The 12,694-nt window shown below is 73.2% G+C and carries 10 protein-coding genes, 1 tRNA gene and 1 pseudogene; 11 read left to right on the top strand and 1 reads right to left on the bottom strand.

What is annotated here, in order from left to right; translation table 11 throughout:
* Position 1 precedes the first annotated feature (1 nt).
* From rsmA to C2142_RS15545, 7 genes are all read left to right on the top strand, one after another.
* The gene (rsmA, locus tag C2142_RS15575) at positions 2 to 886 is read left to right on the top strand and encodes a 16S rRNA (adenine(1518)-N(6)/adenine(1519)-N(6))-dimethyltransferase RsmA (protein WP_148643199.1); all 885 of its coding nucleotides are present in this window, start codon (positions 2 to 4) and stop codon (positions 884 to 886) included.
* A complete protein-coding gene (locus C2142_RS15570) occupies positions 883 to 1,812 on the top strand; it encodes a 4-(cytidine 5'-diphospho)-2-C-methyl-D-erythritol kinase (RefSeq protein WP_148643198.1) in 930 nt (309 codons plus the stop codon). The genes rsmA and C2142_RS15570 overlap by 4 nt, the downstream gene beginning before the upstream one ends.
* A 215-nt stretch (positions 1,813 to 2,027) precedes the next feature.
* Positions 2,028 to 3,842 (top strand): ABC-F family ATP-binding cassette domain-containing protein, encoded by a 1,815-nt coding sequence (locus C2142_RS15565; RefSeq protein WP_148643197.1) that lies wholly within the window; start codon positions 2,028 to 2,030, stop codon positions 3,840 to 3,842.
* A 295-nt stretch (positions 3,843 to 4,137) separates the two neighbouring features.
* Positions 4,138 to 4,701: a hypothetical protein gene (locus tag C2142_RS15560; protein WP_148643196.1), complete on the top strand. Its 564-nt coding sequence runs from the start codon at positions 4,138 to 4,140 to the stop codon at positions 4,699 to 4,701.
* A 70-nt stretch (positions 4,702 to 4,771) separates the two neighbouring features.
* On the top strand, positions 4,772 to 6,352 hold the full coding sequence (locus C2142_RS15555; protein WP_148643195.1) for a WXG100 family type VII secretion target: 1,581 nt from the start codon (positions 4,772 to 4,774) through the stop codon (positions 6,350 to 6,352).
* Between the two features lie 101 nt (positions 6,353 to 6,453).
* Positions 6,454 to 7,929, top strand: a complete 1,476-nt coding sequence (gene mycP, locus C2142_RS15550) for a type VII secretion-associated serine protease mycosin (protein ID WP_148643194.1) — start codon at positions 6,454 to 6,456, stop codon at positions 7,927 to 7,929.
* Positions 7,930 to 8,103: 174 nt separating this feature from the next.
* Positions 8,104 to 9,450: an MFS transporter gene (locus C2142_RS15545; RefSeq protein ID WP_148643193.1), complete on the top strand. Its 1,347-nt coding sequence runs from the start codon at positions 8,104 to 8,106 to the stop codon at positions 9,448 to 9,450.
* 47 nt (positions 9,451 to 9,497) lie between these two features.
* Here C2142_RS15545 and C2142_RS15540 read toward each other — a convergent pair whose 3' ends face one another.
* Complete coding sequence (locus C2142_RS15540; RefSeq protein WP_148643192.1) at positions 9,498 to 10,094, bottom strand: flavodoxin family protein; 597 nt, start codon at positions 10,092 to 10,094, stop codon at positions 9,498 to 9,500.
* A 177-nt stretch (positions 10,095 to 10,271) separates the two neighbouring features.
* On the opposite strand from C2142_RS15540, the gene C2142_RS15535 reads away from it, so the two are divergent.
* The 4 genes and pseudogenes from C2142_RS15535 to galE form a co-directional block, all read left to right on the top strand.
* On the top strand, positions 10,272 to 10,682 hold the full coding sequence (locus C2142_RS15535) for a helix-turn-helix domain-containing protein (protein ID WP_148643191.1): 411 nt from the start codon (positions 10,272 to 10,274) through the stop codon (positions 10,680 to 10,682).
* A gap of 119 nt (positions 10,683 to 10,801) precedes the next feature.
* Positions 10,802 to 10,874: transfer RNA gene (locus tag C2142_RS15530), tRNA-Thr, on the top strand.
* Between the two features lie 181 nt (positions 10,875 to 11,055).
* Positions 11,056 to 11,724 (top strand): response regulator transcription factor, encoded by a 669-nt coding sequence (locus C2142_RS15525; RefSeq protein ID WP_148643190.1) that lies wholly within the window; start codon positions 11,056 to 11,058, stop codon positions 11,722 to 11,724.
* Between the two features lie 225 nt (positions 11,725 to 11,949).
* A pseudogene (gene galE / locus C2142_RS15520) lies at positions 11,950 to 12,694 on the top strand (UDP-glucose 4-epimerase GalE); the annotation flags it as partial.

Below are 12,694 nucleotides of genomic sequence, written 5' to 3'. Positions count from 1 at the left end.
CGTGAGCACCACCGATCCCACCTCTGACAGCCACCTGCTGGGCGCCGCCGACATCCGGGAGCTGGCGGCCGCGTTCGGCGTGAAGCCGACCAAGCAGCGCGGGCAGAACTTCGTCATCGACGGCAACACCGTGCGGCGGATCGTCCGCGCGGGCGGGGTGACGGCCGAGGACTCCGTGGTCGAGGTCGGGCCCGGGCTCGGATCGCTGACGCTGGCCCTGCTGGAGGTCGCGAAGCACGTCACGGCGGTGGAGATCGACCCCGTGCTGGCACAGCACCTCCCGGACACCGTGGCCGCGCGGATGCCCGGCAAGACGGATGCCTTCGACCTGGTGTTCAGCGACGCCATGGAGGTCACCGAGCTCCCCGGGCCGGCACCGACCGCGCTGGTCGCCAACCTCCCCTACAACGTCGCCGTGCCGGTGCTGCTGCACATGCTGGCGACCTTCCCCACCATCGAGCGCACCCTGGTGATGGTGCAGAGCGAGGTCGCCGACCGGCTCGCCGCCAAGCCCGGCAACAAGGTGTACGGCGTCCCGTCGGTCAAGGCCAACTGGTACGCGGACGTGAAGCGGGCCGGCGCCATCGGGCGCAACGTGTTCTGGCCCGCGCCGAACGTCGACTCCGGCCTCGTCTCGCTGATCCGCCGCGAGCCGCCCACGACCACCGCCACCCGCACCGAGGTGTTCGCGGTCGTCGACGCCGCCTTCGCCCAGCGCCGCAAGACCCTGCGCGCCGCCCTGGCGGGCTGGGCCGGCTCCCCGGCCGGCGCCGAGCAGGCGCTCGCCGCCGCCGGCATCGACCACAAGCTGCGCGGCGAGATGCTGACCGTCGAGCAGTTCGCCGCGATCGCCGAACACAAGCCCGCGAAGCCGGAGTCCGAGTGATCACCGTACGGGTCCCCGCCAAGGTCAACGTCCAGCTCGGGGTCGGCGGCCTGCGCGCCGACGGCTTCCACGACCTGGCCAACGTCTTCTTCGCCGTCGCCCTCGGCGACGAGGTGACGGCCACCGCCGGCACGCCCGGCGACGGCGTCACCCTCAGCTGCTCCGGCCCGGACGCCGCCGTCGTCCCGCTCGACGACAGCAACCTGGCCGCCCGCGCCGCCCAGCTGCTCGCCGCCCACCACGGCCTCGCCGACCCCGACGTCCACCTGCACATCGCCAAGGCCATCCCGGTGGCCGGCGGCATGGCCGGCGGCAGCGCGGACGGCGCGGCGGCGCTGGTCGCCTGCGACGCGCTCTGGGGCCTCGACACCCCGGCCGGCACCCTGCTGGAGCTGGCCGCCGAGCTCGGCTCCGACGTGCCGTTCGCCCTGGTCGGCGGCGTCGCCCTCGGTCGCGGCCGCGGCGAGATCCTCGACCCGCTGCCCGCCGCCGGCACCTTCCACTGGGTCTTCGCCGTCGCCGACGGCGGCCTCTCCACCCCGGCCGTCTTCCGCGAGTGCGACCGCCTCCGCGAGGAGGCCGGCACCGGCTCCCGCGACACCGACATCCCCACCCCCGACGCCGACCCGGCGCTGCTCGCCGCCCTCGCCGAGGGCGACGCCGTCGCCCTCGCCGGCGCGCTCACCAACGACCTCCAGCAGGCCGCCCTCTCGCTGCGCCCCTCGCTCGCCGCCACCCTGCGAGCCGGCACCGAGGCCGGCGCGATCGGCGCCCTGGTCTCCGGCTCCGGCCCGACCTGCGCCTTCCTCGCCAAGGACGCCGACGCCGCGGCCGCCGTCGCCGAGGCGCTGCGGGCGTCCGGCACCTGCCGCACCGCGCACGCGACGTACGGGCCGGTGCCGGGAGCGGCGGTGCTCGGCGGGTGAAGCGCGGGACAGCGGTGCCGGTGCTCGGCGGGTGAAGCGCGGGACAGCGGTGCCGGTGCTCGGCGGGTGAACGGCGGGGCAGCGACAGCGGTGCTCGGCGGGCGAGGGGGCCCGGGGCGGCCGACTAGGCTGGGGAGATCGGGGCCTTCCCCGAAAGGGGCGCGCCGCGAGACCGGGGCGGCCCCGAGACCGCCGATCCCAGGAGCGCAGCACACGTGGCCGTCAACCTCGCCACCATCGAGTCCGTCACGAAGGTCTACGGCACCCGGGCCCTCCTGGACGGGGTCAGCCTCGGCGTCAGCGAAGGGGACCGGATCGGTGTCGTCGGACGCAACGGCGACGGCAAGACCACCCTGATCCGGATGCTCGCCAAGCTGGAGGAGCCGGACGGCGGCCGGATCACCCACTCCGGCGGGCTCCAGATGGACGTCCTCACCCAGCACGACTCGCTCGACCCCGAGGCCACCATCCGGCACGAGGTGATCGCCGACCGCGCCGACCACGAGTGGCTCGGCGACGCCCGCATCCGCGACATCATCGAAGGCCTCTTCGGCGGCCTCGACCTGCCCGGCTTCGCCGACGGCCTGGACACCGTGATCGGCCCGCTCTCCGGCGGCGAGCGCCGCCGGATCGCCCTCGCCAAGCTGCTCCTCGGCTCGCCCGACCTCATCGTCCTGGACGAGCCCACCAACCACCTCGACGTCGAGGGCATCGCCTGGCTCGCCCAGCACCTCCAGAACCGCCGCTCCGCCCTCGTCTGCGTCACCCACGACCGCTGGTTCCTCGACCAGGTCTGCACCCGGATGTGGGACGTCCAGCACGGCTCCGTGCACGAGTACGAGGGCGGCTACTCCGACTACGTCTTCGCCCGCGCCGAGCGCTCCCGGATCGAGGCCGTCGAGGAGCAGAAGCGCCAGAACCTCGCCCGCAAGGAGCTCGCCTGGCTGCGCCGCGGCGCCCCCGCCCGCACCTCCAAGCCGCGCTACCGGATCGAGGCCGCCAACGCCCTGATCGCCGACGTGCCGGAGGTCCGGGACAAGAGCGAGCTGATGAAGTTCGCCAACGCCCGGCTCGGCCGGACCGTCTTCGAGCTGGAGAACGTCACGGTCAAGGCCGGCCCGAAGCTCCTGCTGGAGAACCTCACCTGGCAGCTCGGCCCCGGCGACCGGATCGGCCTGCTCGGCGTCAACGGCGCCGGCAAGACCTCGCTGCTGCGCGCCATGCGCGACGCGTACGCCTCCGAGGGCGACGTGCAGCCCGCGTCGGGCGTCATCAAGGTCGGCAAGACCGTGCGCCTGGCCTACCTCTCCCAGGAGGTCGCCGAGCTGGACCCGACCACCCGGGTGCTCCAGGCCATCGAGCAGGTGCGCTCGCGCGTCGACCTTGGCAAGGGCCGGGAGATGAGCGCCGGCCAGCTCTGCGAGCAGTTCGGCTTCGGCAAGGACAAGCAGTGGACGCCCGTCGGCGACCTCTCCGGCGGCGAGCGGCGCCGGCTCCAGCTGCTCCGGCTGCTGATGGACGAGCCGAACGTCCTCTTCCTCGACGAGCCGACCAACGACCTCGACATCGAGACCCTCAACCAGCTGGAGGACCTCCTCGACGGCTGGCCCGGCTCGATGGTCGTCATCAGCCACGACCGCTTCTTCATCGAGCGGACCACGGACGTGGTGCACGCGCTGCTCGGCGACCAGAAGCTGCGGATGCTGCCGAACGGCGTCGACGAGTACCTGGAGCGGCGCGCCCGGATGGCCGCCGCGGCCGCCGCCTCCGCCGCCGCCTCGGTCCCGGCCTCCGAGACGGCGGCCCCCGGGCTGTCGGCCGGGGACGCGCGGGCCGCGAAGAAGGAGATGCAGAAGCTGGAGCGGCAGATCGCCAAGCTGGACGAGAAGGAGTCCAAGCTGCACGCCCAACTCGCTGAGCACGCCGCCAACTTCTCCAAGGTCGCCGAGCTGGACACGCAGCTGCGCGCCGTCCGGGAGGAGAAGGAGGGGCTGGAGCTGAGCTGGCTGGAGCTGGCCGAGCAGGTCTGATCCCGGCCGGCCCTCGACCGTCCAACCCGCATGGCCCGGCGCCTCGGCGCGCCGGGCCATGCGGCGTCGTGGGGCGCGGTCGGGCGTTGTACGTGTCAAGTTCGTACCGATCGCGCTCAGTCCTGCCATGGGCCCTGCCGGTCCGACGGAGGCGGTGGCTACGATGGCTGAGGCGACTGCCGTCCCCAGGGCGGGCGGCGTGCGCCGGGTACGACTGTAGGACCGAGAAGTTGACGGTGTGTTGCGGTGCGGCGGCCTCCGGCCCGCCCCGCACACGGGGGAGAGGTGGATTACGGTGGCAGACGCGCCTGCAGGCGACGGTACGGGGACGGCCAAGCCCGACGAGACGCCGTTCTCGCTCGGTGGCGACCACAGCAGCAACAGCTGGTTCGGCTTCGGTGCCATCTTCGGCGCGGCCGACACCGTCGTGCGCGCCGTCCAGACGAACGCAAGCGCCTCGGATCTGGTCGCCGCGTTCGGCAGCAAGAACGTCCAGGTCGAGCTGGACACCCTGACGGCTTTCACGAAGAAGATCGAGGCGCTGCTCCAGGCGATGGAGGGGTCGGCGGCTGCGCCGTACAACCTCCAGGAACAGCGGCTGCACGCGGACAACTTCGGCAAGAACTTCTCGGAGTCCACCGATCTGACGTCGGCGTACCAGCGGGCTCACAACGAGCTCGTGAACATGCACCAGGTCTTCGTGAAGCAGATCGCGGCGATGCAGAAGTCGGTCACGACGGCCGCGGCCAACTACGCGGGCAACGAGGAGCAGGCGACCGCCGCCCAGCAGGCGGTTGCCAAGAACGCGGGTGTTGGCACGTCGTCGGGCGGCTCGGGTTCGACGACCGGCGGGATGTGACGGTGGTACGGCGCGACACTTCGACTGACACGGGGAGCATGTGATGGCAGGCGGAACGAACTTTCAGCCCATGGAGCACGAGCAGCTCAAGGCCATGGTCAAGGACACCGATCCGGGGAAGGTGCTGAGCCGGGGAACCCAGCTCCAGTCGGCCGGTCGTGTTCTGAAGGACCTCAGCGCGGCGCTCAAGTCCCACGTCGACGGGATTCACTGGGACGGACCGGCCGGCGAGAGCTTCAAGGAGTGGGCCAGCAACTTCCACAAGTCGGCGGCGAAGCTCGCCGACTACTCCACCGGCGTCGGCGACGCGATGCACCAGGCGGGCGAGGCGCTCAGCACCGCCAAGACCGCCGTGCCCGAGCTGCCGAAGACCGAGATCGCCCAGGTCGCCCGGCACAAGAACCAGACGGTTCCGTACCTCCCCTCGGACTTCGAGGCCAGGTACGGCGTCGGTGCCACCGTCGACTCCGTCATGAAGCAGGGCAACTCCAACTGGGTGACCGCGGCGGAGGCGGCCGCGGCGGAGAAGAAGGTCCAGCAGGAGCACCAGGAAGCCGTCAACCAGATGGTGAAGCTGGCGCAGGCGTACGACGCGGTGACCACCAAGCTGAACGCGCTGGAGACGCCGGCGGAGTTGCAGCCGCCGGGTGATCGCGGCCGGGGGGATACCGACCACATTGGTGGCGGTGACAGCGGTGGGACCGGATCCGGCGGCAGCTACCGCACCCCGCACGGTGGATCCGTCGGTGGCGGCGGTGGCAGCTACAGCCCGCCCGTCGGCGGAGGCGGTGGCGGTGGTTCGGTGACGCCGCGTCCGCCCGCGACCGGCCCGCAGGGGCCGAGCGGTCCGGGACACGTCGACCCGACCCCGCCGCACAGCGGTCCGCAGCTGCCGCCGGACCCGGGCACGCCCACCCCGTCCCCGGGGCCGTCGTACCCGACGGACCGCCCCGGGACCGATCTCAACAGCCTGCCGCCCGCCCCGACCCTGCCCGGCCAGACCGGTCCGTACACGCCGGGCGGCCCGGGCAGCCTGCCGCCGGGCGTTCCGGGCGGCGGGCCCGGCTACCCGGGCGGCCCCGGCGGCGGACCCGCCTTCCCGGGCCCCGGGCCGGTCCCCTTCAACACCGGCGGCACCATCCAGCCCAAGAGCACCGGCCCGGGCCCGAGCAGGACGAGCACCTTCGGCGGGGGCAACCTGCAGTCGAAGAACGGCACTCCCGGCCTCCCGAGCGGTGGGACGGTCTTCGGTCGCGACGGCCAGGGCGGTCGGTCCGGTGGCGGCAACCCGGGTGGCCCGGGCGGGGGCGGCATGCACCCCGGCGGCGGTCACGGCGGCGGTGCCGTCGGCGGCGGTTCGCGCGGTCGCGGACTGACCTCGACCGGCGGCGGTACGGTCGGCGGCCGCAAGGGGCCGACCGCGAGCGGCGAGTTCACGCCGGGCGGCACGGGCCTGCGCAACCGGGCCGGCGCCGCAGGTGCCGAGGGCGGGTCGCGTTCGGGCCAGAACGGCATGATGGGCGGCCCCATGTCGGGCGGCGGCACGGGCAAGAACGAGCGGGAACGCCGCAACCGGGCCGACTACCTGCACGAGGACGAGGAGACCTGGACCAGCGGTACGCCGCAGAGCAACCCGAACGTGATTGAGTAGGACTGCAATGGCTGCCCGGCCACTGGGTTCACCCCGGTGGCCGGGCAGTCCTGTCCGGGGCGCCGTCCTCGGCCGACGGGGAGAGCGACGAGGGAGCTGTGATGCGGCGAACTGACATGTGGGTGCGTGGTCGGGGGTTCGCCGCGGCGCTCTTGGCCGCCGGTGTGGTGGCGGGGCCGGCCGTGGTGCCGGCGGCCGCGGAGGATTCGATCCGTGGTCAGCAGTGGCACCTGGATGCCATGCACGCGCCGGAGATGTGGAAGACCACCAAGGGCCAGGGCATCACGGTCGCGGTGATCGACAGTGGTTTCATGCTTGACCACCCGGATCTGGCGGGGCAGTTCCTGCCGGGCAAGGACTTCAGCGGCCTTGCCGGCGGTGTCGGGGGCTTCGTCAACGAGCACGGCACCGAGATGGCCAGTCTCATTGCGGGGTCCGGCAAGGGCAAGGGCGGCAACGGTGCTTATGGTCTTGCTCCGGGCGCCAAGCTTCTTCCGCTGAGGATCAAGACCGGTGCCGGCGGGAGTTCGGTCAGCTCGTCCGAGTTCTTCGACCAGATGGCTCAGGCCATTACGTACGCTGCTGATCAGGGAGCCAAGGTCATCAGCATCTCGCAGGGCCAGGCTGCGGATTTCGCTTCCTCCGATGACGTGGCCAAGGCCAACGCCGCCATTGCGCAAGCGCGGGCCAAGGGCTCGTTGGTGGTCGCCAGCGTCGGGAACTCCGGTCAGACGGACAACGCTGTGGAGTACCCCGGGGCGCTTCCCTACGTGGTCGGGGTCGGTGCGGTGGACCAGAACAGCACGACCACGGCCGAGTCGGAGCGGGGACCGCAGGTTGATCTCGTGGCGCCCGGAATCGACATGGTTGACGCCTGCCCGGGTGGGTCGGGCTACTGCAAGGGACACGGAACGTCGGACGCCACCGCGATCGTGTCCGCATCGGCCGCGCTGCTCTGGTCCGTGCATCAGGACTGGACGGCGAACCAGGTCCTGCGGGTGCTCATCAACACGGCCGGCAAGCCGACCGACGGATCGCAGCGCACCGATGCCGTCGGCTACGGCACGGTTCGCCCGCGGATCGGGCTGACGACTCCGGGCGACCCGGGCCCGGCGGACGTCTACCCGATCCCGGAGAAGCAGGCCGGGGCCCCTTCCGCTTCCCCGTCTGCGGCGGCGTCCTCGCCGGCGAGTGCCCCCTCGTCGGCCGCACCGTCGGGCTCGGCCTCGGCCGGCGCCGGTGCCGGTGCCGCTCCGAGCGCGGGCAGTGCGCCGGCGGGTGTGCCGTCCTCGCAGCCACAGGCTGACAAGGCGTCCGACTCGGGCAGCTCCCTGCCGATCGTCGCCGCGGTGGTCGGCGGGCTGGTGCTGGTGGCGGGGGTGGTGTTCTTCGTGCTGCGGCGGCGGGCGGTCGGCTCCCGGCAGCCTGTGGTCGAGGTCCCGCAGATGCCTCAGCAGACCGGGCCGGGTGTGCCGCCGGGGTCGGGTGTGTCGCCCGGGCCGCCCGCGCCGCCGTCGTACGAGCCGCCGTCGTACGAGCCGCCGGCTCCGCCGAGCGACAACCCGTACGCGCGGTAGGGACGTTGCGACCGCCCGGTCACCGGAGTCACCCCGGTGGCCGGGCGGTTCCGTTTCGGGGGCAGGGCGCACGGCGCAGGCCGTGCAGGGGACCGGCGTGCGCGGGCGGGGTGTGCGCGGGTGTCACCCGGGTGGGCGCTGTTGCGAGGGTGGGCCGGTCGCCAGGGTGGCGGTATGGATACGCAGGACGCCCGGCGGGCGGCGCAGTTGCGGAGGGCCGCGGCGGCGGCGCTGATCGGTACGGCGATCGAGTTCTACGACTTCTTCATCTACGGGACGGCGGCCGCGCTGGTCTTCGGTCCGGTGTTCTTCCCCGGACTGGGCGCGGTGGGTGCGCTGTTGGCGTCGTTCTCGGTGTACGCCGTGGCGTTCCTGGCACGGCCGCTGGGGGCGGTGGTGTTCGGGCACTTCGGGGACAGGCTGGGGCGGAGGGCGACGTTGGTGGTGTCGCTGTTGCTGATGGGGGTGTCGACGGCGGCCGTGGGGGTGCTGCCGGGCTACGGGGTGTGGGGGTGGTGGGCGCCGGTGGCGCTGGTGGTTTTGCGGGTGTGCCAGGGCGTCGGGCTGGGCGGGGAGTGGGGCGGTGCGGCGCTGCTGATCGCGGAGAACGCGCCGGCCGGGCGGCGCGGGCGGTACGGGGCGTTTCTGCAGCTCGGGCCGACGATCGGGTTCGTGCTCGCCAACGGGGTGTTCCTGGTGCTGCAACTGGCGCTGGACGAGCGGGCGTTCCAGGGGTGGGGCTGGCGGGTGCCGTTCCTGGCGTCGCTGGTGATGGTGGCGGTCGGGCTGTTCGTGCGGCTGCGGCTGGAGGAGACGCCGCTGTTCGCCGCGGAGGCCGGGCGGGTGCCGGAGCGGCCGCCGGTGGTGGAGGTGCTGCGCGGGCACTGGCGGTCGGTGCTGGTCGGTTGCGGGGTGATCACCGTGGGGTACGCGATGTTCTACCTGACCACGACCTTTGCGCTGGCGTACGCGACGACCGGGCTGGGGGTGTCGAGCAGGCTGGTGCTGTCGATGCTGCTGGCGGGCGGCGTGGCGATGGGCGGGACGGTCTGGGCGAGTGCCCGGGGCAGTGACGGGTGGGGGCGGCGGCGGACGTTGCAGGTGGCGACGGGGCTGGTGCTGCTCTGGTCGCCTTTGCTGTTCCCGCTGTTGGAGACGGTGCGCCGGCCGCTGATGTTCGTGGCCCTGGCGGGGTCGATGGTGGTGCTGGGGTGTCTGTTCGGGCCGGTGGCGGCGTACCTGCCGGAGCTGTTCCCGACCCGGGTGCGGTACACGGGGGCCGCGTTGACGTACAACCTGGGCGGGGTGGTGGGCGGGGCGACCACGCCGCTGGTCGCGACGAGGCTGACGGAGGCGTACGGCACGGCGGAGCCGGTCGGCTGGTACCTGGCGGTGCTGGGGGTGGTGGCGCTGTTCTGCCTGCGGCTGCTGCCGGAGACCAGTGGTACGGACCTCGCGGTGGCCGGGGCGGACGGCGGACGCCGCCGGGCGCCTGTTCTGGGGGCGGATCCGGCGGCGTAGCCCGCGGGGGAGGGGTCGGGGGCCGCGTGGCCTCCGGGGGGAGCGGGTCAGGCGGCCTGGGCGGCGCGGCCGGCCAGCAGGGTCGCGGTGTGCTGGGCGACCCGGCCGCCGAGGTGCTCGGCGGTGGCGATGTCGGCCTTGTGCACGGTGTCGGTGCCGCCGTCGGCGGGGGTGGAGGCGGCGGCGCCCGCGGAGAAGCCGAGGCGGTTGAGGTCGTCCTCGGTGCCGGCGGAGGAGTTCCAGCCGGGCTTGAGGCCCAGGTTGACCCAGTGCATGCCGTGCTGGGCGGCGAGCGTCTGGAAGAAGCCGAGGGTGCCGGCCTTGTCGCCGCTCTTGGAGGCGGAGTTGGTGAAGCCGGCGGCGACCTTGTCCAGCCAGGCGTCGCCGAACCAGCGCTTGCTGCTGGCCTCGGCGAAGGTGTGGAAGGCGCCGGAGGCGGTGCCCATGTAGGTGGGCGAGCCGAAGATGATCGCGTCCGCGGCGTCGAGCCGGGCCCACTGCTCGTCGGTGATGGTGTCGACGGCGACGGAGACGACCTCGGCTCCGGTGGCGGCGGCTCCGCGGGCGACGGCCTCGGCTATCACGGCGGTGTGGCCGTAGCCGGAGTGGTAGGCGATGGCGACGGTCGGGCGGATTGCGGTCATGGCGGGTGCTCCTCGCGGAAAGGGCGGACGGAAAGAGCCGAAGGCGGCAGGCCGGGCAGGGGTGGGGCGGGGTAACAGGAAGCGGAGGCCGCCGTGCGGCCGCCGCGGTCTCCAATATAGACCAGGTCTCCATTAGTTACCAAGGATGGATAGGAGACCTCCGGCTACCCTGGGGGCATGACGACGAACGAGCAGGTGCCGGCCGGGCCCGAGCAGGACCAGGCGCGCGACGTCTTCGCTCGGCTCTGTCCGAGCAGGGACGTGTTCGCCGAGCTGGCGGACAAGTGGTCGCTGCTGATCCTGATGGGCCTCGACCAGTGCGGTCCGCGACGGTTCTCCGAGCTCCAGCGCGCGGTGGGCGGGGTCAGCCGGAAGATGCTCACCCAGTCGTTGCGCTCGCTGGAGCGGAACGGGCTGGTGCGGCGCACCGTCCATCCGGAGATCCCGCCGCGAGTGGTCTACGACCTGCTGCCGCTCGGCCGGCAGCTGGCCGGGCTGGTGGTGCCCGTCGGACGTTGGACGGAGGAGCACGCCCCCGTCATGCTGGCCGCGCGCGAGGAGTTCGACCGTGTGCACGCCGGGGATTGAGAGGGGCGGACCGGCTCCGGGGGCGGGGCCGGGAGCCGATTTCCCTTCCTGGTCGTCGGCCGTGTAATGTCTTCCTTGTTCGAGCGAGCGAGTGAGCAAGCGAGAACAGCAGGGAACAGGCCCCTATAGCTCAGTCGGTAGAGCGTCTCCATGGTAAGGAGAAGGTCTGCGGTTCGATTCCGCATGGGGGCTCAAGTGAAAGACCCTCGCCCAACGGCGAGGGTCTTTTTCGTGCCCTGGTCCGTGCGCCCGGGCCGGCGCCGACGACGAGGCGGCCTAGCGGGCCGGGCCCGGAATGCGCTGTGATGGTGCGTCATCGGCCGCCCGCCCCACCGGGTGCGGGCGCGGGCCGGACCCCGACCGGGAGGGCGTCATGGGCGTTCGACTCGTGGTGGCCGACGACCACCGGCTGCTGGCCGAGGCGCTGGCCACCGCACTCCAGCTGCGCGGCCACCGCGTGCTCGCGGTCGGCTCACCGGCCGGCTCCGCGGCCGACATGGTGGCCGGGCGCCGGCCGGAGGTGTGCCTGCTCGGGGTGGCCGGGCCGGGCGAGCCGGGGGCCTTCGACGTGCTGCGCCGGATCCGCCGGGAGCGGCCCGAGGTGGCCGTCATCGTGCTCGGGCCGGTCGGTGAACTGCGCGGTGTGGCGGACGCGTTCGCGGCGGGCGCGGCGGGGTACGTGCCCAGCGACGAGCGGATCGAGGTGGTCGAGCGGGCCATCGCGCGGGCCCGGGCCGGGGAGGCGGCGGTCGCGGTGGACGTCCTGCGCGGCGCCTTCGACCAACTGCTCTGCCCGGCGGCCGAGGCGGACGACGAGGCGGTCCGGTTGCTGCGGCTGCTGACCCGCCGTGAGGTCCAGGTGCTGGCCCGGATCGCGGACGGCGAGGACACCGCGGCGATCGCCGCCGGGATGCGGATCGCGGCCAGCACGGCGCGGACGCACGTCCAGCGGGTGCTGATGAAGCTCGGCGCGCGGACCCGGCTGGAGGCCGCGGCGGTGGCGGCCCGGACCGGGCTGCTCGACCGGGTGGCCCGGGACTGAGCGGCGGGCCCGGGGCGGCGGGGCCGAACGGCCCGGGACTGAGCGGCGGGCCCGGGGCGGCGGGGGCGAACGGCACGGGGCTGAACGGCGGGCCCGGGACTGAGCGGCCGGCCCGGGGCGGGCGGCGGTCCGGAGCACTCCCGGTGGCCAGGGAGAATAGGCCCCAGTCGTACGTCACCGATGGCCCGCCGAGGCGGCGGACCATCGCCCGCTGGAGGTCGCATCATGAGTAAGTACCTGGTCACGGGTGGCGCCGGATATGTCGGCAGCGTGGTCGCCGCTCACCTGTTGGAGGCCGGGCACCGGGTGACCGTCCTGGACGACCTCTCCACCGGTTTCCGGGAGGGCGTGCCGGCCGGTGCCGAGTTCGTCCAGGGCCGGATCCAGGACGCCGGCACGGTGCTGGACGCCTCCTTCGACGGGGTGCTGCACTTCGCCGCGTCCTCGCAGGTCGGCGAGTCCGTCGTGGACCCGGAGAAGTACTGGCGCAACAACGTGGCCGGCTCGCTGGAGCTGATCAGCGCGATGCGTGCGGCGGGCGTGCGCAAGCTGGTCTTCTCCTCCACCGCCGCCACCTACGGCGAGCCGGAGTCCGTGCCGATCGCCGAGACCGCCCGCACCGCGCCGACCAACACCTACGGCGCCACCAAGCTCGCCGTCGACCACCTGATCACCAGCGAGGCCGTCGCCCACGGCCTGGCCGCCGTCTCGCTGCGCTACTTCAACGTGGCGGGCGCGTACGGGGCCTACGGCGAGCGGCACGACCCCGAGTCGCACCTGATCCCGCTGGTCTTCCAGGCCGCCCTGGGGCAGCGCGAGCACATCGCGGTCTACGGCGACGACTACCCGACCCCGGACGGCACCTGCATCCGCGACTACATCCACGTGGCGGACCTGGCCGAGGCGCACCTGCTGGCGCTGGACGCGGCCGCGCCGGGCGAGCACCTGATCTGCAACCTGCGGCAGCGGC

Source organism: Streptomyces sp. CB01881, from assembly GCF_002953255.1.
Classification (GTDB): domain Bacteria; phylum Actinomycetota; class Actinomycetes; order Streptomycetales; family Streptomycetaceae; genus Kitasatospora.
This window is presented reverse-complemented; position numbering and strand designations above follow the sequence as displayed.